Origin of the sequence: Flavobacterium sp., assembly GCF_027531905.1 — a bacterium.
Classification (GTDB): Bacteria; Bacteroidota; Bacteroidia; order Flavobacteriales; family Flavobacteriaceae; genus Flavobacterium.
Window position 1 is genome coordinate 36,282 of sequence record NZ_JAPZSU010000026.1, and the last position, 21,601, is coordinate 57,882.

Annotated in this window: 27 protein-coding genes and 2 tRNA genes; 17 read left to right on the forward strand and 12 right to left on the reverse strand. The window is 35.1% G+C overall.

Features of this window, described 5'->3' with window-relative positions:
- Nucleotides 1–13: 13 nt before the first annotated feature.
- Genes O9307_RS08115 through O9307_RS08130 form a run of 4 tightly spaced genes read right to left on the reverse strand, consistent with a single transcriptional unit; the run spans nucleotide 14 to nucleotide 2,290 of the window.
- Nucleotides 14–970: an L-threonylcarbamoyladenylate synthase gene (locus tag O9307_RS08115; protein WP_298297527.1), complete on the reverse strand. Its 957-nt coding sequence runs from the start codon at nucleotides 968–970 to the stop codon at nucleotides 14–16.
- A 3-nt stretch (nucleotides 971–973) separates the two neighbouring features.
- Nucleotides 974–1,777 (reverse strand): DUF6671 family protein, encoded by an 804-nt coding sequence (locus tag O9307_RS08120; protein WP_298297531.1) that lies wholly within the window; start codon nucleotides 1,775–1,777, stop codon nucleotides 974–976.
- A 31-nt stretch (nucleotides 1,778–1,808) separates the two neighbouring features.
- A complete protein-coding gene (locus O9307_RS08125; RefSeq protein WP_298297534.1) occupies nucleotides 1,809–2,093 on the reverse strand; it encodes a hypothetical protein in 285 nt (94 codons plus the stop codon).
- 17 nt (nucleotides 2,094–2,110) lie between these two features.
- Nucleotides 2,111–2,290, reverse strand: a complete 180-nt coding sequence (locus tag O9307_RS08130) for a hypothetical protein (RefSeq protein ID WP_298297536.1) — start codon at nucleotides 2,288–2,290, stop codon at nucleotides 2,111–2,113.
- A gap of 87 nt (nucleotides 2,291–2,377) precedes the next feature.
- Between O9307_RS08130 and O9307_RS08135 the strand changes: the two genes are divergently transcribed.
- From O9307_RS08135 to O9307_RS08185, 11 genes are all read left to right on the forward strand, one after another.
- Nucleotides 2,378–3,301 carry a LysR family transcriptional regulator gene (locus O9307_RS08135; protein WP_298297539.1) on the forward strand — a complete coding sequence of 308 codons (924 nt, stop codon included), beginning with the start codon at nucleotides 2,378–2,380 and terminating at the stop codon, nucleotides 3,299–3,301.
- Nucleotides 3,302–3,356: 55 nt separating this feature from the next.
- Nucleotides 3,357–4,739, forward strand: coding sequence for a DUF1800 domain-containing protein (locus tag O9307_RS08140; RefSeq protein WP_298297542.1), 1,383 nt, complete (start codon nucleotides 3,357–3,359; stop codon nucleotides 4,737–4,739).
- Nucleotides 4,740–4,748: 9 nt separating this feature from the next.
- Nucleotides 4,749–5,918, forward strand: a complete 1,170-nt coding sequence (locus tag O9307_RS08145; protein WP_298297545.1) for a DUF1501 domain-containing protein — start codon at nucleotides 4,749–4,751, stop codon at nucleotides 5,916–5,918.
- Nucleotides 5,919–5,988: 70 nt separating this feature from the next.
- Nucleotides 5,989–6,882 (forward strand): DMT family transporter, encoded by an 894-nt coding sequence (locus tag O9307_RS08150; protein ID WP_298297548.1) that lies wholly within the window; start codon nucleotides 5,989–5,991, stop codon nucleotides 6,880–6,882.
- Between the two features lie 75 nt (nucleotides 6,883–6,957).
- The gene (locus O9307_RS08155) at nucleotides 6,958–7,314 is read left to right on the forward strand and encodes a MauE/DoxX family redox-associated membrane protein (protein ID WP_298297551.1); all 357 of its coding nucleotides are present in this window, start codon (nucleotides 6,958–6,960) and stop codon (nucleotides 7,312–7,314) included.
- Nucleotides 7,315–7,363: 49 nt separating this feature from the next.
- Complete coding sequence (gene aqpZ / locus O9307_RS08160; protein WP_298297554.1) at nucleotides 7,364–8,071, forward strand: aquaporin Z; 708 nt, start codon at nucleotides 7,364–7,366, stop codon at nucleotides 8,069–8,071.
- A gap of 66 nt (nucleotides 8,072–8,137) precedes the next feature.
- The gene (locus O9307_RS08165; RefSeq protein WP_298297557.1) at nucleotides 8,138–8,740 is read left to right on the forward strand and encodes an alpha-ketoglutarate-dependent dioxygenase AlkB; all 603 of its coding nucleotides are present in this window, start codon (nucleotides 8,138–8,140) and stop codon (nucleotides 8,738–8,740) included.
- A gap of 26 nt (nucleotides 8,741–8,766) precedes the next feature.
- Nucleotides 8,767–9,594, forward strand: a complete 828-nt coding sequence (locus O9307_RS08170; RefSeq protein ID WP_298297559.1) for a sterol desaturase family protein — start codon at nucleotides 8,767–8,769, stop codon at nucleotides 9,592–9,594.
- A 118-nt stretch (nucleotides 9,595–9,712) separates the two neighbouring features.
- Nucleotides 9,713–9,991 (forward strand): DUF2805 domain-containing protein, encoded by a 279-nt coding sequence (locus O9307_RS08175; protein ID WP_064714311.1) that lies wholly within the window; start codon nucleotides 9,713–9,715, stop codon nucleotides 9,989–9,991.
- A 124-nt stretch (nucleotides 9,992–10,115) separates the two neighbouring features.
- Nucleotides 10,116–11,975 (forward strand): peptidase M61, encoded by a 1,860-nt coding sequence (locus tag O9307_RS08180; protein ID WP_298297563.1) that lies wholly within the window; start codon nucleotides 10,116–10,118, stop codon nucleotides 11,973–11,975.
- A 121-nt stretch (nucleotides 11,976–12,096) separates the two neighbouring features.
- Nucleotides 12,097–12,807 (forward strand): DUF4369 domain-containing protein, encoded by a 711-nt coding sequence (locus O9307_RS08185; RefSeq protein WP_298297565.1) that lies wholly within the window; start codon nucleotides 12,097–12,099, stop codon nucleotides 12,805–12,807.
- Nucleotides 12,808–12,932: 125 nt separating this feature from the next.
- Here O9307_RS08185 and O9307_RS08190 read toward each other — a convergent pair.
- The 7 genes from O9307_RS08190 to idi form a co-directional block, all read right to left on the reverse strand.
- Nucleotides 12,933–13,006 (reverse strand) — tRNA-Thr (locus tag O9307_RS08190).
- Between the two features lie 135 nt (nucleotides 13,007–13,141).
- A tRNA-Thr gene (locus O9307_RS08195) sits at nucleotides 13,142–13,215 on the reverse strand.
- A 68-nt stretch (nucleotides 13,216–13,283) separates the two neighbouring features.
- Nucleotides 13,284–13,550: a hypothetical protein gene (locus O9307_RS08200; RefSeq protein ID WP_298297568.1), complete on the reverse strand. Its 267-nt coding sequence runs from the start codon at nucleotides 13,548–13,550 to the stop codon at nucleotides 13,284–13,286.
- 69 nt (nucleotides 13,551–13,619) lie between these two features.
- Nucleotides 13,620–14,588: a type I phosphomannose isomerase catalytic subunit gene (locus O9307_RS08205; RefSeq protein WP_298297571.1), complete on the reverse strand. Its 969-nt coding sequence runs from the start codon at nucleotides 14,586–14,588 to the stop codon at nucleotides 13,620–13,622.
- A 47-nt stretch (nucleotides 14,589–14,635) separates the two neighbouring features.
- Nucleotides 14,636–15,103, reverse strand: a complete 468-nt coding sequence (locus tag O9307_RS08210; protein WP_298297573.1) for a peroxiredoxin — start codon at nucleotides 15,101–15,103, stop codon at nucleotides 14,636–14,638.
- A 26-nt stretch (nucleotides 15,104–15,129) separates the two neighbouring features.
- The gene (locus tag O9307_RS08215; protein ID WP_298297576.1) at nucleotides 15,130–15,540 is read right to left on the reverse strand and encodes a 6-carboxytetrahydropterin synthase; all 411 of its coding nucleotides are present in this window, start codon (nucleotides 15,538–15,540) and stop codon (nucleotides 15,130–15,132) included.
- Nucleotides 15,541–15,569: 29 nt separating this feature from the next.
- Entirely contained in the window at nucleotides 15,570–16,097 is a 528-nt protein-coding gene (gene idi / locus O9307_RS08220) for an isopentenyl-diphosphate Delta-isomerase (protein WP_298297578.1), read from the reverse strand.
- 424 nt (nucleotides 16,098–16,521) lie between these two features.
- Here idi and msrB point away from each other — a divergent pair, with 424 nt between their 5' ends.
- Both msrB and msrA read left to right on the forward strand, forming a co-directional pair.
- On the forward strand, nucleotides 16,522–17,073 hold the full coding sequence (gene msrB / locus O9307_RS08225) for a peptide-methionine (R)-S-oxide reductase MsrB (protein WP_298297582.1): 552 nt from the start codon (nucleotides 16,522–16,524) through the stop codon (nucleotides 17,071–17,073).
- Between the two features lie 9 nt (nucleotides 17,074–17,082).
- Nucleotides 17,083–17,703, forward strand: coding sequence for a peptide-methionine (S)-S-oxide reductase MsrA (msrA, locus tag O9307_RS08230; RefSeq protein WP_298297584.1), 621 nt, complete (start codon nucleotides 17,083–17,085; stop codon nucleotides 17,701–17,703).
- A gap of 7 nt (nucleotides 17,704–17,710) precedes the next feature.
- Here the strand turns inward: msrA and O9307_RS08235 are convergent, their stop codons facing one another.
- Nucleotides 17,711–18,058, reverse strand: coding sequence for a helix-turn-helix domain-containing protein (locus O9307_RS08235; protein ID WP_298297586.1), 348 nt, complete (start codon nucleotides 18,056–18,058; stop codon nucleotides 17,711–17,713).
- Between the two features lie 105 nt (nucleotides 18,059–18,163).
- On the opposite strand from O9307_RS08235, the gene O9307_RS08240 reads away from it, so the two are divergent.
- The 4 genes from O9307_RS08240 (at nucleotide 18,164) to O9307_RS08255 (ending at nucleotide 21,367) form a co-directional block, all read left to right on the forward strand.
- On the forward strand, nucleotides 18,164–18,820 hold the full coding sequence (locus tag O9307_RS08240) for an SDR family NAD(P)-dependent oxidoreductase (protein WP_298297589.1): 657 nt from the start codon (nucleotides 18,164–18,166) through the stop codon (nucleotides 18,818–18,820).
- Between the two features lie 18 nt (nucleotides 18,821–18,838).
- Entirely contained in the window at nucleotides 18,839–19,471 is a 633-nt protein-coding gene (locus tag O9307_RS08245) for an NADPH-dependent F420 reductase (protein WP_298297591.1), read from the forward strand.
- 165 nt (nucleotides 19,472–19,636) lie between these two features.
- Nucleotides 19,637–20,944 carry an amidohydrolase gene (locus O9307_RS08250; RefSeq protein ID WP_298297594.1) on the forward strand — a complete coding sequence of 436 codons (1,308 nt, stop codon included), beginning with the start codon at nucleotides 19,637–19,639 and terminating at the stop codon, nucleotides 20,942–20,944.
- 3 nt (nucleotides 20,945–20,947) lie between these two features.
- Entirely contained in the window at nucleotides 20,948–21,367 is a 420-nt protein-coding gene (locus O9307_RS08255) for a nuclear transport factor 2 family protein (RefSeq protein ID WP_298297596.1), read from the forward strand.
- Nucleotides 21,368–21,601: the final 234 nt, after the last annotated feature.

Genomic DNA, 21,601 nt, shown 5'->3' on the forward strand with positions numbered 1-21,601 from the left:
TTATTTTTTTAATTTATAATATTGAAGCTCTCTTGAGCTTATCATTTATGGCGATGCCGATGCCTTCATTAGGCAATTGTTCCACTAGCAATAGCTCTAGTTTTTTACTATCCAATTCGTGCATGGCTGCATACAACCGAGCGGCAGCTTCGTCTAAATCACCCTTATTCGACAACACTTCTTGATGGATTATGCTGGGATGTTCACGTTGAGAACAAAAGGACAATACGCCTATTCGTTTGTCGCTATAGTCCAAAAGTGTTTTGTCTATGTCTGTAGAAAAAACAGTGGGTGTGGATGGCGCATAATGCTTGGATAACATTCCAGGAGCGGCCGGAGCCACATCATCCTTCGTAACTATTTTCAATGGGCCAACAATAGCCTCAATCTCAGCTATTGAAGTGGCTCCAGCACGATACAAAACAGGTTGGTCCTCTTCGAATCCAACAATGGTTGACTCAATCCCTTTGGTACAAGCACCGCCATCCAAAACAAACAATTGACCCGCATCAAAATAAGTAGCAACATGAGCAGCCGTTGTAGGACTAATTGATCCAAACGGATTGGCACTTGGAGCGGCTAAAGGAAAATCCAACTCCTGCAACAGGGCTAAAGCCAATGGGTGATTAGGCACTCGAACCGCCACAGTATCTTTTCCTGCTGTAATCAAGTCAGAAATGTTTTTTTGTTTTTTGAGTACCAAAGTGAGTGGTCCTGGCCAAAAAGTTTCTGCTAATATTCTAGCTTTTTCAGGAACAGCAGCAGCTACTTTTTCTAATTCGGTATAGGATTTTAAATGCACAATCAAAGGATTGTAGAAAGGGCGTTTTTTCAATTCGAAAATTTTCTGAATGGAAGTATCACTGTAAATATTTCCTGCCAAACCATACACCGTTTCTGTAGGAATAGCCACAAGTGATTCATTATTTAATAACGTTACCGCTTTCGCAAGATTAGAAGGAGTACTCATAGATTAAGGATTACAATAATTACAAAAACCAGGGTCTTCTGTTTTTTTATGATTAGGATACATGAATGCTTTGGTAAAACTACATTTTTTGCAATTATACAAATGACTCAATACTGAAGAAGTTGGACTGCCACACCAAGAACATGGTAAGCCTGTGTTAACTTCGGTTATAGTAAAACCCGGGGTTTGGCACTCTGGACACAAGGACTGTACATTCTCTACCAATTGCTTAGTGGCCATGCTAATAATTTCCATACGAGTAGGATTATACATAGCTCTCATATCGGTCTCTACAAATACCGAAGCATACTTCGATTTTAAATAATGAAATTGTGCTAACAAAATTTCTGGAGAAACAATTCCTTTGACCATATCTTCGACACTATGCTGACTGGATCTGAGAATTAGTCCGTGGCTTGGAAATTGGGCTTGAGAAGCAAAATCCAAAAGTTCCTTCTCCGTAGTAATTGATGTTCCCGAAAAATTAGTTTTAAAACTTATACTTCGACCGATAATTTCAAGCTGGTTTTTTCGATCTATCAACACCACCAATTCATCATCTGCAGAAGCAAAATAAGCGGATGGATGTGGACCAAAAGAACCCTCTGAGGCAACTGCTAAATCACAATTTGTCGCAACAATGGCGGCCAAACATTTTTGTCGTGCCACGGTCAAGGCATCCGAAATTCTAGTTATTTCTCCTGAAAAAGTTCCAAAACCATCCGTATCAAAATCTTTTGGAATGCTACAGATAACTCCTAAATCTTTTTCTAAAATTGGCGCCATCACTTGCTCTTTATGATGCATTGTTGCAATCACAAGCTGGCGCCCTTTGAAACTATTTAGCGTTGTCGAATTCAATTTTAATCTGACTAGTGATTTTTAACTTTGATCCGTTTGCTTCAGCTTTTTCTAATAATTCTTGAATCAACAATTGTACTTGTTCCAATTCTGAAATTCTTTTCTTAGAGTTTGTAACATCTTTATCAAACCGAATTTCATTACTAAAACTCTCTAAAGAATGATAATTAATTTTGTCATTAATCAAAGGAAACAGCACTTTGGCGGCTCCTATTGGAGTAAATTCTCCATCTATTAATTGAAATTGGAAGTCTTTTTCCATAAAAAGGGCTATTTTAATTAAAGTTTATAATTTAAATCTTTCAACATCTGAGTTCCACAAAGAACTCCAAGGGCTAACAAAACACTAAAAAAAGAATTCTCAGGTACAAAAAAAGCAAAGGCTAGCAAGACAAGCAATACAATAAGCACCGCTGTAAGTCTCATTTTTTCAAATAGTGTAAGTTCTTGATGGTTCATAATTTTATTTTTTGTCCGCTGCAAAATTGAGTAAATCAAATCATTAATTTTTATTTATATTTGTAATAAACATCATTAAATATTTTTATGAACTATACCCTCCATCAATTACAAGTTTTTCTAAAAGTAGCACAATGCCAAAGCATAACTAAAGCAGCGGAAGAACTACATTTGACGCAGCCCGCAGTTTCGATACAACTCAAAAACTTTCAGGACCAATTTGAAATTCCGCTAACAGAAATTATTGGAAGAAAACTATATGTAACTGATTTTGGAAAAGAAATTGTACTGGCAGCCGAAAAAATCATCAACGAAGTACATGCCATCAATTATAAAATGCAAGCGTATCAGGGAAAATTGAGCGGTAGACTTAAAATATCTATCGTCTCCACAGGCAAATATATCATGCCCTTTTTTCTGGCCGATTTCTTAAAACTGCATCCCGATGTAGAATTAATTTTGGATGTAACCAACAAATCAAAAGTGATCAAAAGTTTAGAAAGAAATGAAGTCGATTTTTCTTTAGTTTCCATTTTACCCGAAACGTTAAAGATTAATAGAATAGAGTTAATGCCCAATCTGTTATTTCTGGTTTCGAACTCAGCTACCGAATTTCCAGAAAAAATATACGACAAAACCATTTTAGAAAACATTCCTATCATTTCTAGAGAAATGGGATCAGGTACCCGACAAAGTATGGAGCAATTTATGCTTTTGAACAATTTGAAAGTTAAGAAAAAACTAGAACTCACTAGTAATGAAGCCGTAAAACAAGCAGTTATTGCTGGATTAGGATGCTCCATTATGCCTATTATTGGACTAAAAAATGAAATCTCGATAGGTAATCTTCAAATCATAACTGTGCGTGGCTTACCCATACAATCTACATGGAATTTAATTTGGCACAAAAACAAAAATTTCTCTCCCATAGCCAAGGCCTATCTTGCTTTTTTAGAAGAATACAAACAAGATATTATCAAAAACAAATTTGATTGGGTCAACTCATTTTAACGACAAATTAAACTTTTGCTCACCATTAGGGTCTTACAACAAAATGGATTGAAATATGAAAAAAGAGTTTCTCTGGTCTCAGCGACTAGGTTTTAGCAATCAAGAAGCCGCAGCGATTCAAAAATTAGGAATAGAGCGATTTCTTCAACAATCGTTTGATTCACCTTTTAACACCAGTATTCCTGAGTTACTCGGCGAAAGTCCAAAATCACTGGACGATTATAAAAAAATTAGACAATCCAGAAAAGAAGATGCTGAAGTGGCCAAAGAACTTTTAAAAAAAGAAATACAAACGTCTAATGAATTAAAGGCTTGGTGGATTGATCAAATGAAAACAGCCGATTTCCCGTTAAGAGAAAAAATGACTCTTTTTTGGCAAAATCATTTTGTTACCGCTTATCAAAAAGTTAAAGTAAATTATTGGATCTACCAAAACAACCAACTCTTTAGAGAAAATGCTTTTGGCAATTTTAAAACTTTAACCAAAAAAGCAATACAAACCAACGCGATGGTGCGCTATCTCGATAATGTTGACAATAAGAAAGGAAAATTAAACGAAAATCTAAGTAGAGAACTACTAGAACTTTTCACCCTTGGCATTGGTAATTACTCTGAAGACGATATAAAAAATGGAGCTAAAGGATTGGCAGGATTGGGAATTGGAGAAACCACAGCCGTATATCGCCGCTTTTTTGAAGACAATTCCCCCATTGAATACCTTGGTAAAAAAGGAAATTTAAAACTGGAGGAAATGGTAGACGCTATTTTTGATCATCCAAAAATCCCCTATTTGCTGACGCGGAAAATTATAAAATGGTTTCTTTACGATGAACCAAAAGAAGATTTAGTAACCTATTATGGTGATTATTTTAGAAAAGTCAATTTTGAAATTAAACCGTTATTAATCAAAATTTTCATGGAAGAATTTGAGAAAAATGATACAAAAGGCACGAAAATCAAAAATCCATTAGAATATATCTTATTATTGACTAACGAATTACAAACCGAGAAATTACAATCCATCGCCATTGCCTTTTTCGTAAAACAACAAGGAATGGATTTATTCAATCCACCCAATGTAAAAGGATGGAACGGCGGAAAAAGCTGGCTTACTTCTCAAATTTATTTACAACGAAACAATGCAGCCGACTTACTTTGTAGCGGCAAAAACATTCGTGAACTTACCTCTGAAAGAGGAAATACAAGAAATATAAAACCAACTTTATCAATCGCATTAGATTGGAATACAAAAGGAACGAACAAGGAAATCATAAAAGAATTAACGGATCGATTGCTGTTTTCTACCGATGCTTCTTTGCAACAAGACCTTGAAAAAGTACTAAAATATGACTTTGATCCCCAATCGCCTGGAGCCAATAATGCCGTAGTTCGGCTTTTTAATGCTATTATAAAATCACCGGAATTTCAACTTATTTAAATCCATGTCATGAACAGAAGAAATTTTTTAGCACTAACAGGAACGTTTACAGGAGGAACACTAATTCTTCCTCAATTTCTACATGCGTTTGGTACACAAAACCAACTCGTTACTGGCAACGAATGTGTTATTTTCATTCAGTTGAATGGCGGAAATGACGGACTCAATACTTACATCCCTTATCAAGATGAGCTGTATTACTACCACCGTCCATCAATCGGAATCGCAAAACAGAACGTTATTGCCGGGAATAACGGAATGGGATTTCATCCTGCGCTAAAAGATTTTGCTACAATGCAACAAAATGGCGATTTAACAGTAATCCAAAATGTGGGATATGCCAATCCTGTTCGATCTCATTTTAGAAGTCAAGAAATTTGGCAAACTGCTCCTACTAATCAAGAATACCTTAGTCAAGGTTGGCTTGGACGCTACTTAGATTTACAATGCAATGACCACCAACCCACAGCAGGAATCAACATCGATACCATTGATACATTAGCATTAAAAGGCGAAGAACCCAACAGTATTACAGTAAAAGACCCCAATCGGTTCAACAGCCGTAACGCTGCAGAAACCAAAGATCAATTATCTAACAACCCACAATTGGATTTTGTTAGAAAAATTGCCAATTCTGTTTCAGAAGGCGCCGATGCCATTCAAGATGCTCTCAAAAAAAGTACACCTTCTGAAGTTAGCTATCCAAAAACTGGCTTAGCCAAAAATTTAGAATGGATTGCCAAATTGATAAAAGGAAATTTGAATTCAAAAGTCTACTATACCTCACTTGGAGGATTTGATACGCACGACAATCAATTGGCCATTCATCAAAATAAATTAAGCGAACTCAATGATGCCATTTTTTGTTGTTATAGTGATTTGAAAAAAGCACAAGTATTGCAAAACACAACTATTGTGGTCTTTTCTGAATTTGGTCGCCGAGTAAAAGACAACGGAAAAGGAACCGATCACGGAACAGCAGCACCACTTTTTGTCATTGGTGGCGATACAAAAGGCAACGTTATTGGAAAAAATCCAAACTTGACAGATTTAGACGAAGGCGATTTAAAATACCAAATCGATTTTAGAAGTGTGTATTCCTCTCTTTTACAACAGAAATTGGCCTTTGACCCAACGAAAATCGGCATAAAAAATAGTCCCCTTCAAGGTTTATTCTAAACCAGTTGACCATTTAAGAATCATTTCAAAAGAAATGCCGTATCTTTGCCCGCTTTTTAAAAATTAAAAAATGACAAAGAATCAAGTATTGAAGGGAGTTTTTCTGGTAGGATTAGGCGCAACGAGTTATGGAATGTTGGCTACTTTTGTAAAAATGGCCTATGATGAAGGCTATTCAACTCCAGAAGTAACGACTGCTCAATTCGTACTTGGTATTCTTGGTATGCTATTGATTAATTTATTTCAAAAAAACAAAAAAGGAAATACGGTTGTAAAAGCAACTTCTAAAAACATTTTCCAACTCATCGCCGCTGGAACTTCACTGGGTATGACTAGTGTTTTCTATTATTTAGCCGTAAAATATATTCCTGTTTCAATTGCTATTGTATTATTAATGCAAACCGTTTGGATGGGGGTTGTTGTAGAAATGGTCATTGACAAAAAACTTCCAGCACTCAAAAAAATAATTGCAGTAATTATTGTACTTACAGGAACCTTTTTAGCAACTAATGTGATAGCTACAACAGTTGCGTTGGATTGGAGAGGAATTGTACTAGGCTTGCTAGCTGCTGCATCTTTTACCGCTACTATGTTTACTGCAAATCATATTGCGAATCATATTTCATCGGCTCAACGAAGCCTATATATGTTACTTGGTGGTGCCATCATCGTGTTCGGTTTTGCTCTATTAACTCAAGTAGGGCCTTTTCAAATGGGAATTTTTATGAAATGGGGAATTGTTTTGGCTCTCTTCGGAACGATTATTCCTCCTTTGTTGATGAATGCAGGATTTCCGTTAACCGGAATTGGACTTGGCAGTATAGTTTCTGCCCTTGAATTACCCGTTTCAGTAACTATGGCTTATGTTCTATTAAATGAAGAGGTAAGTTTTCTACAATGGTTTGGAATAGTTTTGATTATTGTGGCCATCATCATTATGAATACGAATGTTTCGAAAAAATAACCAAATCCAAAATATTTTTCAATAACACCATCAAACTGTTAATTTTTTTATAAATTCGTAACAAACAACCTTGTTATGAATTCACTTTGGCATTTGTATGTAATGGCTATTCTCTATATAATTGCTGGAATCAATCATTTTAGAGTCCCTCGTTTATATCAAAAAATCATCCCCTCTTATCTTCCTAATCCCTCATTGCTAAATATTTTAACTGGAGTTATCGAAATTGCTTTAGGGATTTCTTTACTAATTCCTGCTATTTCCCGCTATGCTGCTTGGGGAATTATCTTGCTGCTGATTGCTGTTTTTCCAACACATATTTTCATGTTGACCAACCCAAAGGCAAGTATGAGACTCCCAAAATGGGTTTTGTACCTACGCTTGCCTTTGCAATTACTGTTGCTATATTGGGCATATTCCTACACGGAATAAACCATTAATTATCAACCACAAACTAGTAACCAATAAAAACTAAATACTTATGAAAAAACTATTTGCAGAATTTTTCGGAACATTTTGGCTTGTTTTCGGAGGATGTGGGAGCGCTTTATTCGCTGCTGGAATACCTGATTTGGGTATTGGCTTTGCCGGAGTTGCTCTAGCTTTTGGATTAACAGTACTAACAATGGCTTATGCTGTTGGACACATTTCTGGTGGGCATTTTAATCCTGCCGTTTCTTTGGGTTTATGGGCTGGTGGTCGATTTTCAGCTAAAGATTTGGCACCTTATATCATTGCACAATGCGTTGGTGCAATTGCAGCAGCAGGAACATTGTACACGATTGCTTCTGGAAAAGTAGGCTTTATGATTGACAATACCAAAGCAGGAGCTTTTGCTTCAAACGGTTTTGGAGCTTTCTCCCCTGATGGCTATTCTATGCAAGCTGCATTTATCGCAGAGTTTGTACTAACCCTTTTCTTTTTATTAGTGATTCTTGGTGCAACCGATAAATTTGCAAATGGTAAATTTGCTGGAGTAGCCATTGGTTTAGCACTGACATTAATTCATTTAATCAGTATTCCAATTACCAATACTTCTGTAAATCCTGCTCGTTCATTGTCACAAGCTATCTTCGTTGGAGGAGAACCTTTGGCGCAAGTATGGTTATTCTGGGTCGCACCAATTTTAGGAGCCATTGCAGCTGGTTTCATCTATAAAAATCTATTACAAAACCACGCTGAAGCTTAAAGTAAGTCTATAATTAAAAGAGAAAAAGAGCAAAATTGATGTTCTTTTTCTCTTTATTTTTACCAAATGAAATCCCTTTTTGACTCTGAACCCATTGTTTTTGATGTCCCTGATGCATCCATTAGTTATTACCCTAACTTCTTCTCAAACGAAGAAGCAGCTATCCTTTTTGGCGCATTACAAAAAGAAATTCCTTGGCAACAGGACGACATCAAAGTCTATGGAAAAGTATATCCACAACCGCGATTAACCGCGCTTTTTGGTAACGAAGGAAAATCCTATTCCTACTCAAACCTTATTATGCATCCACATAAATGGTCTCCTCTTCTTTTGACAATCAAAGAAAAAGTAGAAAAAGCAACTGAAACAATTTACTCTACGGTATTGCTCAATTATTACCGAGACGGTAAAGACAGTAACGGATGGCATGCCGACAATGAGAAAGAATTAGGAACAAACCCAATCATAGCCTCATTAAGCTTTGGTGCAGAAAGAGTATTTCAACTCAAACATAATCATCTTGAAAATCAAAAAATAAATCTAACTTTAGAACATGGTAGTTTACTACTAATGAAAGGAACAACACAACATTTTTGGAAACATCAAATTCCGAAAACAACCAAACAAATAGGCTCCAGAATTAACCTAACTTTCAGGATTATCAAATAAAACCAAAATACTCAACCAAAATAATTATGAACGAAATTGTTACCTATTTCACAAATATTCCATCTTCACATAGAAGTTTAATCCTTGTAGGAGGCATCACTTTTTTTTGGATCATCGAAAATGCGTTTCCATTATTTAATTTTAAATATAAAAAATGGCAACACGCAGGTATCAATATCTTTTTTACTGTAACCACGATTGTTATCAATTTTTGTTTGGCGTTTTTTTTATTAAAAACAGCCGATTGGACCATCAAAAATGATTTTGGAATCCTTCAAATCCTTCCAGAAATGCCCCTGTGGTTGTATGCTATCATTGGATTACTCTTATTGGATTTAATTGGAGCTTATCTAGTTCATCTCATTGAACATCGAACAAAAGTCTTATGGCGTTTTCATCTGATTCACCATACAGATACTTGGATTGATACTACAACAGCCAACAGGCATCATCCTGGCGAAAGTGTGATTCGATTTGTATTTACACTATTAGGAGTTTTTATAGTTGGAAGCCCAATGTGGATGGTTTTCTTGTACCAAACATTATCGGTTGTGGCGACGCAGTTTAATCATGCTAATATTGCTTTACCGCCAAAATTAGATAAACTTTTAAGCTACATTATTGTCTCTCCAGATATGCACAAAATACACCATCATTATAAATTACCCTATACGGACAGTAATTACGGGAACATTTTTTCTGTTTGGGATCGATTGTTTGGTACATTAAAAACTATGCCAAGAGAAGAAATAATTTACGGTATCGACACACATCAAGATCCAAAAGAACACAATGAGTTAAAAAACTTATTAAATATTCCTTTTCAAAAACACAGGTCGCCAGAAATAGATTAAGGAGCAAAAAAAAATAGCATTTTAATCAAAGTAATTGTTATTTTTGTTAATATTGATATATCATTAGAGATCTATTTTATTAATCATTAACACCAAATTTTGAATTAATTTTCATGTGATGAAAAAGAGTAACCGCAAAGAATTGAATTGGGAACAAACAGAAAAGCTTGTTACATTGGCCTTAGAAGAAAGAAATCCTTTCGAAATAATTAAAAAAGAATTCGGACTTTCTGAAAAAGAAGTGTTAGAATTTATGAAAAAGAAAATGCCTGCTGAAAAATACGAAATGTGGAAAAAGAAAGCAATTGCAAGTAAGCCAAAACCAAAACCTGTAAAAATTGATGATTTTGATGAAGATTTAGATGGCAAATATTACTTTAAAAACAAATTAGATTAATACCATACCAACTCCTGCTTTTAGTAGGAGTTTTTTTTATTGAAATCTAAAAACAAGGCTATTTTTGATGCAATGTAACAATTACATTGTTTTATAGTCTAACGTAAAACATAAACAAAAAAACATGAAAAAAATAATAGTATCCCTAGCTTTGGCTACTGTTCTTCTAAGCTGTAAGTCAAGCATTTCGACTACAGACAAAATTAAGCAAGAAATTAAAGTAGCCATAAACCTTAACGATGTTAAAGATGACAAAGTGCAAGTAACCGTTTATGCACCAAAAATCAATTCCGATATAATTACGTATAGCATCCCTAAAATCGTTCCTGGAACCTATTCTAATGATAACTACGGACGTTATATAGAAGAACTAAAGGCATTTGACGAAAAAGGAGCAGTATTAGAAGTTAAAAAAACAGACGAAAATACCTGGTCTATTCAATCTGCTAAAAAATTAAACAAAATAACTTACTTGGTAAACGACACCTATGACACCGAAAAAGGAAGCGGTTTTGGTCAAGAAGATATTTTTTCTCCAGCAGGGACAAACATCGAGGCAGGAACCAATTTTATGGTAAACATGCATGGATTTGTAGGCTATTTTCAAGACAAAAAAGAATTGCCATACAGAGTAAATATTACCCATCCTGAAACACTTTGGGGAGCTACTTCTATGATTGATATGGATGCTAAAAATGATTCTGACGAATTTATTGTTTCCCGCTATGGCGAATTAGTAGAGAATCCTATAATGTATTCAAAACCTGATTATACCACCTTTACGGTTGATGGAATGGATATCACAATTGCAGTTTTTTCCCCTAACGGAAAAGTGACCGCAGAGAGCATCACACCTGAAATGAAGAAAATGATGATTGCCCAAAAAACATTTTTAGGTAAAATCAATGCAAATAAAAAATACACCGTTCTTTTGTATTTATCTAGCATGAAACCCAACGATGCTAAAGGTTTCGGAGCCCTAGAACATCCTACGGCAACTACAGTAGTTATGCCCGAAACAATTCCTGCTAAAATGCTTCAAGAACAAATGAAAGATGTAGTTTCGCATGAATTCTTTCATATTGTTACCCCTTTAACTATTCACTCAAAAGAGATTCAGTATTTTGATTACAACACACCAAAAATGTCTGAGCATTTATGGATGTATGAAGGAGTAACTGAATATTTTGCAAATTTATTCCAAATCAATCAAGGATTAATAACCGAAGAGGAGTTCTACGAAAGAATAGCGGACAAAATAGAACAGTCTAAAAGAATGAATGACACTATGCCATTCACCACCATGAGTGCTAACGTACTTCAAGAGCCCTACAAAGACCAATATCTAAATGTCTATCAAAAAGGGGCGTTAATTGGAATGTGTATCGATATCATCATCCGTGAAAAATCTGAAGGAAAAAGAGGAATCCTTGACCTAATGCATAAACTTTCAAATGAATATGGTGTTACAAAAGCATTTGATGACAAAGAATTATTTGATAAAATAGTTTCTTTAACCTACCCTGAAGTTGGTGAATTCCTAAAGACTTATGTAGCAGGTCCAACACCAATCCCATATGATGTCTTTTTAGCTAAAGTAGGTGTTACAAAATCTGCAACAAAAGTTCCAGGAGGAATATTTTTAAAAGGACAAAACCCCTATATCACTATAAACCCACAAACAGGTGAAATTTCAATTTTGCCTAATATTGAATTAAATGAATTCTTTAAAGGCTTATCATTAAAAGGGGGAGATGTAATTTTAGCTATTAACAACAAATCGTATAGTAAAGAAAACATATTTGAATTGATAACAACGAGTCAAGAATGGAAAGAAAATGACAGCATCACTTTAAAAATAAAAAGAGCCGGCAAAGAAGAAATCATTACCGGAAAAGTTGCTTTACCCTACGAAGAAAAAGAAAGTTTAACAGCTTCAGATGTTGCTAAAAAAGCATTAAATGAAGCGTGGTTAAAAGGATAATCAATTTTCAAAAATACTAGAATCCCAATTTAGAAATAGATTGGGATTTTTTTTTAATTTAAAGCATAGATAGTGTAGCAATTCAACATTTTTCTTTATTTTGCGCCAAATTAATATTCAAATGAAAAAAACTATTTTAGCTCTAGTAGCATTAACATCAATAATTGCTTGTACTAAAAACGAATCAAAAAACAACTTGCATCTAACAGGAAATGTAGTAGGATTAAAAAAAGGAACCTTATACATTCAACGACTTAAAGACACTACACTTGTTACTATCGATTCCATTAAAATTGATGGTGACTCAAAATTTGAAACAAATATCCCGTTAGAATCTCCAGAAATGTTTTATTTGTCTTTAAACAGAGGAGTGTCAAATTCACTAGACAACAATCTACTATTCTTTGCTGAACCAGGAAACATCAATATTGAAACTAATCTTGACAGTTTTCTTTATGGAGCAAAGGTTACAGGCTCAGTAAACCATGATTTATATGAAGAATTTGTAAAAATAAATTCCCAATTTAAAGATGAAAATTTAAATATTATTGAACAAAAATTTAAAGCTACGAAATTCAAAAACATCAAAAAATTAGACAGTTTAAAAGTCAAAGAAGAGTCAAATATAAAAAGAAGATATCTATACGCTACTAATTTTGCAGTTAACCATAAAGACCATGAAGTAGCTCCTTACATTGCTCTTTCAGAAATATATGACATCAACATCAAATTTTTAGATACGATACAAAAATCAATGACTCCAAAAGTAGCGCAATCACTTTACGGTAAAAAGTTAACCAAATTTGTGAATGACATTAAAAAACAGGAATAATTTTTTTTACGAATCAAAAGGCTGTCTAAAGTATTAGATAGCCTTTTTTTTGATCCCTCCGAACTTTGTCTCGGAAACCACCAAAAACAAAAAACCACCTAATTTCTTAGATGGTTTTTATTCAGAGCCGGCGGAGGGACTCGAACCCACGACCTGCTGATTACAAATCAGCTGCTCTAGCCGACTGAGCTACGCTGGCGTCTTATTTCGGGTGCAAATATAACTACATAATTTAAATTTCCAAAACAAATCTAGAAAGTTTTGACACAAAATTAAAATCAACTATAAAGTATAAAATGAAAAACCACCTAATTACTTAGGTGGTTTTATTTAGAGCCGGCGGAGGGACTCGAACCCACGACCTGCTGATTACAAATCAGCTGCTCTAGCCGACTGAGCTACGCTGGCATCTTATTTCGGGTGCAAATATAAGTCTGAATTTGTATTATCCAAAACAAATTCAGACTTTTTTTTATCTACAATTCGTTGATTTTAGCAATCAATTGATTTGCAGTTTGTTCTAACTCCAAATTAATTTGTTTGAAATGTGCTTTTTTACTTTCTACGTTCTTTTGGTTCACTTTTGTGATCAAAACATCAAAAGCAGCAATAGCTTCGTCAATTAAAGCGTTCGTCTCTTCTGTTGGTTTTCCTGTAGTGGTTAATTCATACAAGTAAACTGCCTCAATAATATCTCCTAAAACGTAGTTGATGTCTTTCTTTAAATTCTTAACGTTTGCCATTTTTATTTAATTTATATAGTGTATTAAAATTTGCGTTTGCAAAAGTACACATAATCTTTTGATTACGAACTATGAAATGTAAATTTCTAAAATAGAAGCTTTTCCGCTTAGGGTAAACGACTGTAGCGCAGCAGGAATCAAAACAGTATCTCCCGTTTTATAGCCATACTCTTCTTCTTCAATCTTAATAGAACAATCTCCTTCAACTACCATATACACAGTAAATGATTCCTTACCTTTTCTTACCTCCATTTTCCCATCGAGCGGAATGAAGTTGGTCGTAAAATAAGGACAATCTACTACCACATTGGAGTGATTAGTCTCTTTAGTATACTCCTTCTGGGTATCTACTTTCTTGTAATTAATCGCCTCTAATGCCAAATCAACATGTAATTCTCTAGTATTTCCTTGTTCGTCTTTGCGATCAAAGTCGTATAGTCGATACGTTATATCAGAAGTTTGTTGGATTTCGGCAATCACTAAACCTGCCCCTATAGCATGAACTGTTCCTGTTTCCAAAAAGAATACGTCCCCTTTTTGAACCTCTTTCGTATCTAAAATGGTCACTACTTCTTTTCTTTCTAATTTTTGAAGGTATTCTGTGGGGTTGGAATCTTCTTTGAAACCAACAATCAAGCGTGATTTTGGATCGGCCTGCATGACATACCACATTTCCGTTTTACCAAAGGAATTGTGTCTTTTTTTGGCCAACGCATCATTGGGATGCACTTGAATCGACAAATCCTCTCGGGCATCTAGAAATTTAAAAAGTAAGGGGAATTGTTTTCCAAACTTATGAAAAACACGAGTCCCTAATACATCTAGGGGTCGTTCTTCGATAATTTGCATCAAAGTAGTCCCTTTCCAATCACCATTAGCAATCACACTGCAATCACCTTCTACTGTAGATAATTCCCAACTCTCACCAGTAATTGAAGAAACAATTGGTTTATTTAATAAGGATTTGAGTTTTTCACCTCCCCAAATGCGTTCTTTTAAAATTGGGTCAAATTGTAAGGGATATAGTTTTGTTTGCATTTTTTTTTTAAATATCGCCTATTCATTTAATATGAATGACTATTATATTATTGATTTGAACCTATTGCTTTAATTGCTTCAAGTGCTTTAGAAATATGTTTTGTGGCATTGATACTATTATCAAAGACCAAAATCACTTTTCCTTCCTTATCCACAACATAAGTTACGCGTCCCGGGAGAATCCCTAACAATCCTGAGGGTACCCCGAACAACTTTCTAATACTTTTGTCCCCATCTGATAACAGAATAAATGGTAGTTGGTATTGTTTGGCAAATGCAACATGAGAATCTACCGAATCACTGCTAATACCTATTATTTCTACATCTAAATCTTTAAATTCTTGATATTGATCTCTAAACCCACAAGCTTGCTCAATGCAACCTGGCGTATTGTCTTTGGGGTAAAAATAAATAACTAATGGTTTCTTTCCTACATAATCTCTCGAATCAAATGTGTTTCCATGTGCATCTAATGCTGTAAAATGGGGCATTAAATCGCCTAATTCAATTGTCATAAGTAAAACTTACTTTCTTTTAATTATTATTCTCCTTTATACGTTACAAAATTACGAGGTGTTTCGTATAGCACGACTTCTACCTCCAAATCTGTTTTAATTTTGGCTCTTATCTTATTCCAAATTACCACTGCAATATTTTCCGCCGTCGGATTAAGATTTTCAAATTCAGGGACGTCTAAATTTAGATTTTTGTGGTCCATTTTATCTTCTACTTCGTTCTTTATTATGTCGGTCAAAAATTTTACATCCAACACATAACCCGTCTCAGGATCTATTTCGCCAGTGACACTTACAATTAATTCGTAATTATGACCATGAAAATTAGGATTATTGCATTTCCCAAAAACGGCGTCGTTTTGTTCAAAAGTCCAATCTTTTCGATACAAACGATGGGCAGCATTAAAATGTGCTTTTCGAGATAAGGTTACTCTCATAAGGTGTTTTTGATTTTGATTTAAAGCAACTAAATGGTGTGCACTTCTAAAAAATGGTAAAATTCATCAAAAATAATTTTGAACCATACCGTATACTGTTCTGGATGGAGTATCATATCCTCTTTTACTTCTTCAATATTCATCCATTTCCAATCCTCTACCTCCTCAGGATTAATTTTGGGTGCATCATTATAATACCCTACCATAACGTGATCCAGCTCATGCTCAGTCAATCCGTTATCGAAAGGTGCTTTGTATATAAAATGAAACAATTCCTTAATTTCGGTTTTGAAGCCCATTTCTTCATACAAACGTCTTTTACCTGCTTGTACATTGGTTTCCCCTTCTCTTTGATGACTACAACATGTGTTGGTCCAAAGTAAAGGCGAATGGTATTTGTGTTGGGCTCTTTGCTGCAACATAATTTCTTTTTTATCATTTAAGATAAAAACAGAGAAAGCGCGATGTAGAACTGCTTTTTGATGCGCCTCCAATTTAGGCATTAGACCGATGGGCTCGTCTAGTTCGTTGACTAAGATAACTTTTTCTTCTTCCATAAATACTATTACTGCTCAAAAGTACAAAAATGATTAGAAAAACATAGCGCTTTAACGTTGACTTTCGTTTTGTTGAAACCTTTTCTTTTTGTGAATTGGTAATTCCTCCAACCTGCTGTCACGAATCCTTAACTTTTGTATCTTTGAATAGGCTCATCTATACAAGTAAAGTACTTTATTATGTGCCATTGAGGCTTTTTGATGTGTACGCTAAAGGTATATCCTTAGCTTTTTTTATTGCTATCAAAAGTATAACAAAGCATTTTAATCTTCAAAAGTATTGATTATTTTGAGATCCTGTTTCCATAAAATCATAATTTACATGAACAAAAGTTAAATGTATTACAAAACAATTCTAACTGTAAACCTCAAGTCAATTGACAACTTACTTGGTCTATACTTTTATTTTTTAAAACTAATATAAATGAAAAAACAACTCATTCTATTCCTTTCCCTACACAGCCTCCTTTTTCAGGCTTGCGGGCAAACCACCTCATCGAATTCTAAAACAGCTAAAACAATACGTATGAAAGAAGTCCTTCACAAACCCGAGAATCCCTATTATTCCAATACCGACACCAAAAAAATCACTATTTCCAATTCAGAATGGAAAAAAGTACTTTCACCCGATTTGTACGCCGTAGCACGTGAAGCCGATACCGAAAGAGCCTTCACAGGAGCGATGTGGAATTCTGAAAACAAAGGCACTTATTATTGCGCTGCCTGTGGTAACTTACTTTTCAAATCCAATCAAAAATTTGTAAGTAGTTGCGGTTGGCCAAGTTTTTTTGAACAAGAAAACAAAGAGAGTATCACTTTCAAACCCGATAATTCGTATGGTATGCAGCGAATAGAAGCCAATTGCGGTCGCTGTGATAGTCACTTGGGTCACCTCTTTGATGACGGACCTGCTCCAACGGGAAAACGCTATTGTATGAATGCTATTTCTTTAGATTTTGTCCCTGATACTAAATAAACTCACGCTATGAAAAAAATAATGCTCCTTAGTCTTTTGGCCACTACTTTTGGTTTTGCTCAAAAGAAAACTGAAACAAACACAAATGCCCCAAAAACGGATACCATAGTACTAGCAGGCGGATGCTACTGGTGTGTCGAAGCGGTATATGAAAACCTAATGGGGGTTGAGAAAGTAGTCTCTGGTTTTGCAGGAGGAACCGTTAAAAATCCCAGCTATGAAGCCGTTTCGTCAGGTGAGACTGGAGCAGCCGAAGTAGTTCAAATCACTTTCAACCCAGCCGTTACCAACCTAAATGAAATTTTCAAAGTGTTCTTTACTGTTCACGACCCAACTACATTGAATCGCCAAGGAGCTGATGTAGGCACTCAATATCGTTCTGCCATATTTTATAAAAATGAAGCTCAAAAAAAAGCGGGTCAGCAAATAATTCAAGCGCTAACAAAGGCAAAAGCTTTTGACCACCCAATAGTAACTACACTAGAACCTCTTACTGCTTTTTATAAAGCCAAAGACAGTGATCAAGATTATTACGAAAAAAACCAATCTCAACCGTATTGCCAACTCGTGATACAACCCAAATTAGAGAAATTCGAAAAAGTCTTTAAAAACCGATTAAAGAGCCACTAAATAACTTTTATAGGGTATCAATTCCGAAATCTTTCATTAAATCCAATCCGTAGTTTCTTAAAGCATCAATAATTTCAATTGATTTTATTCCTCTTTCAGTAATGGAGTATTCAACTCTTGGAGGAACTTCAGGGAACACTTCTTTGGTCACAAAACCATCTTCTACTAATTCCTTTAATGCCTTTGACAGCATTCTATCCGATGCATGTGAAAGGCTTTTTTGCAATTCATTAAAACGCCATTTTTTGTCTTTTAAGCGCCATAAAATAGGCATCTTATAAGTGCCTCCTATTTTATTCATTGCGAATTCTACAGGAGTATGAAACAAACGTTTGTCTTTAACGAAATCTGGCATACTTACATTTTTGTTAGTTGCTTACAAAGATACGTAGATATTGTTCACAACAAAAACCTAAAATAAATTTGCATTATAAATTTTTAAAAATAAAAAAATGAAGAAATGAAGAAATTAATAACAATAATTGGTGCAGGACCAGGAATAAGTCAAGGTGTAGCAGAAAAATTCGGAAGCGAAGGTTTTAAAATAGCATTAATTGCAAGAACAGAAGAAAAGTTACAACAACAAGTGATGGATTTGGCAAAAAAAGGTATTGATGCAACCTATGCCATTGCTGATGTTGGAAATGAGGAGAGTTTAAAAAATGCTATACTCCAAATTAAAGAAAAAGAAGGACATGCAGAAGTAATTTTATACAATGCAGCTGCAGTATCAGTAATGGATATATTAGACCAAAATTGGGAAATCATTAAAAATGAAATGGACATCAATGTTGGTGGATACTTTAATTTGATGAAAATGGTAGTACCCTATTGTTTAAAAGAAAACAAAGGCAAATTATTTGTAACCAATGGAGGTTTTGCGTTAGGTGGTGATGATCAATGGACTTCATTAAGTGTTGGTAAAGCTGCCTTGAGAAATTTAGTTCAGGCATTTCAAAAAAAGACTATAGGAACAAACGTTCATATTGCACAATTGACGGTTTGTGGATTTGTAAATTCTGAAGATGAAAAATACAGTCCAAAAGCCATTGCAGAACAATATTGGAAATTATACAACCAAACCAAAGACAATTTTGAAGGAGAAATTATTTATTAATATTAAAAAACACACCTCATGAAATTAGCATTTATAGGCATCGGCAATGTGGGTTTTGCCATCGCCAATAATCTTCAAAAAAAAGGACACGACATTATTATCGCCAACAACGATGAAAATTCGGAAACTGTAAAAAAAGCATTGAAACAAAATGCTAACTTCTCTGTAAAGAGTACTCAAGAAGCTATTGATGAAGCTGAAATGGTATTTTTAGCTACACCATTCCAAGTCAATGAAGAAATCCTAAGAAGTTTGAAATTCAACAGAAAAACATTAGTAGATTGCACGAACCCAGTTGGGATTGGAATATCTCACGGATTAAAAAGTGAAATTTCAGGGAGTGAAAAAGTACAAGAATGGACTCCAGATGCCAAAGTAGTAAAGGCATTTACAATTTATGGCTTTGAAAACTTTATTGATAGTTCTTATCCCAATTATACTGTAAAACCTGTGATGATGATTGCAGGAAATGATGCAGAAGCAAAAAACAGTGTTTCTAAAATCAATTCCGATATGGGTTACGACACTTTAGATACCGGTAAATTAGACCAAGCCTTACATTTAGAACACATGACTTTGCTTTGGGTAAAAATGGTTCGAAGAGATGGACATCACCCTAACTTTGTTTGGGCCTATTTGGAAAAGCAATAAGTTATATTAAAACAGCAAAAGACAGCACCCTAATAAAATAGATTTGTTCCAATTAAAAAAACATTTCATTTTTTGCACCATGCAGTTATCTGAAAAGCTAATCTATTTTTTTTCATAGGAAGGTTTCACTTTTACTATATTTGTTAGTAACCGAAAATCAAATTCATGAAAAAAACAACAATTACTTCCTGCCTTTTGCTGATGGCATTGTGCAGTACCGCCCAAAACCAAGCATTAAAAACTAAAGTCGCACAAAAAGCAGCCAGTCTAGAATCAAAAGTAGTAAACTGGCGCCGCGACTTTCATCAAAATCCAGAATTAGGCAATCGAGAGTTTAAAACTTCAGAAAAAATAGCGGCCCATTTGCGTTCACTAGGCATAGAAGTGCAAACCGGAGTAGCAAAAACAGGAGTTGTTGGCATTCTAAAAGGAGGAAAACCAGGACCTGTTGTAGCACTAAGAGCAGATATGGATGCACTCCCCGTAAAAGAACGAGTGAATTTACCCTTTACTTCCAAAGTTACAGGAGAATATAATGGACAAGCTGTGGGGGTAATGCATGCATGCGGCCATGACACCCACGTAGCCATGTTAATGGGAACAGCTGAAATTCTAGCCTCGATAAAAAATGAAATTAAAGGAACTGTAAAATTCATTTTCCAACCTGCGGAAGAAGGTCCGCCAGAAGGCGAAGAAGGAGGTGCGGAGTTAATGGTAAAAGAAGGTGTTCTGACTAACCCAAAAGTAGAGGTTATTTTTGGTCTTCATATTAATGCACAAACCGAAGTCGGCCAAATCAAATACCGTCCAAAAGGAACTATGGCGTCCTCAGATTGGTTTACCATACAAGTCAACGGTAAGCAATCCCACGGTGCTTATCCCTGGCAATCTGTTGACCCTATCGTTACCGCATCACAAATTGTTCTCGGCTTACAAACTATTGTAAGTCGCAATGTGAATTTAACCCAAAATGCAGCTGTGGTTAGCGTTGGACAAATTAATGGAGGCGTTCGAAGCAATATCATCCCTGAGTCGTTGACGCTGAGTGGTACGATTCGAACGTTGGATTCCCAATCTCAAGACTTTATTCATGGTAGAATCAAAACCATCGCTACCAATATAGCCGAAAGTGCTGGAGCTACTTCAGAAGTTACCATTACCAAAAAAACATTAATTACTTACAATGAACCCACGCTTACAGAACAAATGCTTCCAACTTTGCAAGCAGCCGCAGGAAAAGACAACGTTCATTTAACCGAGGCAGTTACTGGAGCCGAAGACTTTTCTTTTTATCAAGCCAAAATTCCTGGATTGTTTTATTTTATTGGAGGAATGCCCAAAGGAAAAAAAGCCAGTGAAATGCCTTCACATCATACTCCTGACTTTTATATAGACGAAGGCAGCTTTGTTTTGGGGATGACAAGTATGGCAGCTTTGACTTTGGACTATATGGAAATGAATGCTAAAAAGTAATACATGAAAACCTATCTATTCTCCATTTATATTATTTGCAATTTTTTATTCGGAACAACCGTGATTGCTCAAGAAAAAAAAGTAGCGCCAACTTCACAAGAGTTGTACAATGAAATTGCGACTATGGACACTCAACTTTTTGAGGCCTTCAACGCAAAAGACATGTCCAAATTTAAACCATTGTTTACCGAAGACTTAGAATGGTACCAAGACAATGGTGGTTTATTGTCGTATGACACTGTTTTTGCCAATTTTGAAAAAATGTTCAAAAACGAAAACAAACTTACTCGAACGCTAGTAAAAGGAAGCCTTGAAGTACATCCTATAAAAGATTTTGGAGCCATCGAAGTAGCTCAACATCAATTCCGACATATCGAAAACGGAAAAGAAGAAGTTGGCACCTTTAAATTTGTTGCCATTTGAAAAAAAATAGGCAATCAATGGAAAGTTTCACGAATGATAAGTTATGACCATTAAAATGTATTTTTCACAAATCAATTTTAATCCTATTCAGGGCGTGCCACCATAAAAAAAAGAGGCCAACTCATGCTAGTGGTGAGTCGGCCTCTTTTTTTTATACTGTCGGGCTATCCGCTCCGCAATGGCGGATTGCTCCTATCCCTCACGCATTAAATTAAAAGATTTTAGATTAATGAT

Excerpts from the sequence above, each read along its gene's own strand:
- msrB (WP_298297582.1), top strand. The coding sequence starts at position 16,522 with ATGAAAAAACAACTCATTCTATTCCTTTCCCTACACAGCCTCCTTTTT.
- O9307_RS08170 (WP_298297559.1), top strand. The coding sequence starts at position 8,767 with ATGAACGAAATTGTTACCTATTTCACAAATATTCCATCTTCACATAGA.
- O9307_RS08205 (WP_298297571.1), bottom strand. The coding sequence starts at position 14,588 with ATGCAAACAAAACTATATCCCTTACAATTTGACCCAATTTTAAAAGAA.
- O9307_RS08130 (WP_298297536.1), bottom strand. The coding sequence starts at position 2,290 with ATGAACCATCAAGAACTTACACTATTTGAAAAAATGAGACTTACAGCG.
- msrA (WP_298297584.1), top strand. The coding sequence starts at position 17,083 with ATGAAAAAAATAATGCTCCTTAGTCTTTTGGCCACTACTTTTGGTTTT.
- O9307_RS08200 (WP_298297568.1), bottom strand. The coding sequence starts at position 13,550 with ATGGCAAACGTTAAGAATTTAAAGAAAGACATCAACTACGTTTTAGGA.
- O9307_RS08185 (WP_298297565.1), top strand. The coding sequence starts at position 12,097 with ATGAAAAAAACTATTTTAGCTCTAGTAGCATTAACATCAATAATTGCT.
- O9307_RS08125 (WP_298297534.1), bottom strand. The coding sequence starts at position 2,093 with ATGGAAAAAGACTTCCAATTTCAATTAATAGATGGAGAATTTACTCCA.
- O9307_RS08145 (WP_298297545.1), top strand. The coding sequence starts at position 4,749 with ATGAACAGAAGAAATTTTTTAGCACTAACAGGAACGTTTACAGGAGGA.
- O9307_RS08215 (WP_298297576.1), bottom strand. The coding sequence starts at position 15,540 with ATGAGAGTAACCTTATCTCGAAAAGCACATTTTAATGCTGCCCATCGT.
- O9307_RS08120 (WP_298297531.1), bottom strand. The coding sequence starts at position 1,777 with ATGCATCATAAAGAGCAAGTGATGGCGCCAATTTTAGAAAAAGATTTA.
- O9307_RS08245 (WP_298297591.1), top strand. The coding sequence starts at position 18,839 with ATGAAATTAGCATTTATAGGCATCGGCAATGTGGGTTTTGCCATCGCC.
- idi (WP_298297578.1), bottom strand. The coding sequence starts at position 16,097 with ATGGAAGAAGAAAAAGTTATCTTAGTCAACGAACTAGACGAGCCCATC.
- O9307_RS08255 (WP_298297596.1), top strand. The coding sequence starts at position 20,948 with ATGAAAACCTATCTATTCTCCATTTATATTATTTGCAATTTTTTATTC.
- O9307_RS08250 (WP_298297594.1), top strand. The coding sequence starts at position 19,637 with ATGAAAAAAACAACAATTACTTCCTGCCTTTTGCTGATGGCATTGTGC.
- aqpZ (WP_298297554.1), top strand. The coding sequence starts at position 7,364 with ATGAAAAAACTATTTGCAGAATTTTTCGGAACATTTTGGCTTGTTTTC.
- O9307_RS08140 (WP_298297542.1), top strand. The coding sequence starts at position 3,357 with ATGAAAAAAGAGTTTCTCTGGTCTCAGCGACTAGGTTTTAGCAATCAA.
- O9307_RS08115 (WP_298297527.1), bottom strand. The coding sequence starts at position 970 with ATGAGTACTCCTTCTAATCTTGCGAAAGCGGTAACGTTATTAAATAAT.
- O9307_RS08175 (WP_064714311.1), top strand. The coding sequence starts at position 9,713 with ATGAAAAAGAGTAACCGCAAAGAATTGAATTGGGAACAAACAGAAAAG.
- O9307_RS08150 (WP_298297548.1), top strand. The coding sequence starts at position 5,989 with ATGACAAAGAATCAAGTATTGAAGGGAGTTTTTCTGGTAGGATTAGGC.
- O9307_RS08155 (WP_298297551.1), top strand. The coding sequence starts at position 6,958 with ATGAATTCACTTTGGCATTTGTATGTAATGGCTATTCTCTATATAATT.
- O9307_RS08180 (WP_298297563.1), top strand. The coding sequence starts at position 10,116 with ATGAAAAAAATAATAGTATCCCTAGCTTTGGCTACTGTTCTTCTAAGC.
- O9307_RS08135 (WP_298297539.1), top strand. The coding sequence starts at position 2,378 with ATGAACTATACCCTCCATCAATTACAAGTTTTTCTAAAAGTAGCACAA.
- O9307_RS08240 (WP_298297589.1), top strand. The coding sequence starts at position 18,164 with ATGAAGAAATTAATAACAATAATTGGTGCAGGACCAGGAATAAGTCAA.
- O9307_RS08210 (WP_298297573.1), bottom strand. The coding sequence starts at position 15,103 with ATGACAATTGAATTAGGCGATTTAATGCCCCATTTTACAGCATTAGAT.
- O9307_RS08235 (WP_298297586.1), bottom strand. The coding sequence starts at position 18,058 with ATGCCAGATTTCGTTAAAGACAAACGTTTGTTTCATACTCCTGTAGAA.
- O9307_RS08165 (WP_298297557.1), top strand. The coding sequence starts at position 8,138 with ATGAAATCCCTTTTTGACTCTGAACCCATTGTTTTTGATGTCCCTGAT.